Consider the following 1,236-nt stretch of genomic DNA (forward strand, 5'->3'; position numbering starts at 1 on the left):
TACCTATACAAGGGCTACTTTCAATTTGTAATGCACATAACTAAAAATAGCTTTTTTAATAGATAATTTTTCTATCTTCCTCATCGGTTCTAATATATATAGTAAAAGATCACTTTTCAAATACCCTTCCCTTTCTTTTTAAAGATAGAAAATCTAATAAAACCAAAATCTAAATTAAATTCATTCATAATACTACATACAAACTAACAGAGAGGCATAAACTATGGGAATTTCTACACTATTATTAAATACCTTTATTATTATTATTTGTATCCTTAGCTATCAAGTATTTTGGCTAGAACATAAAGAAAAAATAGCATGTAATAATATATTAATTTCTGTTCTTTCCTCCATTGCAATTATTTTTTGTATGACTTTTCCTTTTCATTTACATGCTGGGTTTATTTATGATTTACGTTTTATTCCAATAATATTAGTTTTTCTATATGGAAATACAAAGAGCATTATTTCTATAGGAATTTTATATCTTTCTTATAGATTTTACTTAGGCGGAAGCGGAGTTTTCCCATCATTTATTATCTTTACTATTATTACTGGTATTACAATAATGTTTCGTTACTTGTTACCCATTTATTTCAAGGAAAAAAAGATATTATTAAGCATACTACTTGTTTTGATATGTACAACTTCACTTTCTATCTTCGGTATTATAACTCAAATAAACACAGGTGGTAAAATTGGCTCTACTCTCATTGAATTTTTATTAAATTATATAGTCATTAATATTTTTACAGTATTATTATCCGTTTATTTAATAGAGGGAATGATTGAGAAATTTAAAATGAAAGAAAGAATGCAAAGAGCAGAAAAATTTTATATAGCTAGTGAACTAGCTGCATCTATTGCGCATGAAATTCATAATCCACTGACCACGGTACATGGATTCACTCAATTATTAAATGAAAATGAGAACACTAAGATGTCTCAAGATAAGTACTTAGAAATTATGTTACTTGAAATGCAGCAAATACAATCTACTATAAATAACTATTTATCTTTAACCAAACCACAAAACATTATAAAAGAGAAACTAGATATTAATCACATTTTAAATCAGGTGAAAGATGCTATTTCACCAATCGCTCTATCGTACAATGTTAAATTAAAACTGAATATTACAGACTCCCTTTTTATAAATGCTGATCCTGAAAAATTAAAACTGTGTTTAACTAACATCATACAAAACGGTATCGAGGCTATGATAGATGGTGGAGT

1 protein-coding gene is annotated in these 1,236 nt (G+C 26.8%); it reads left to right on the forward strand.

Annotation, left to right across the window (positions count from 1 at the left end; translation table 11 throughout):
• Positions 1-223 precede the first annotated feature (223 nt).
• A partial coding sequence (locus tag AC1DTM_RS27270) for a histidine kinase dimerization/phospho-acceptor domain-containing protein (protein ID WP_477001352.1) occupies positions 224-1,236 on the forward strand: 1,013 nt, incomplete at its 3' end.

This window comes from Bacillus sp. P4_D3 (assembly GCF_056401855.1).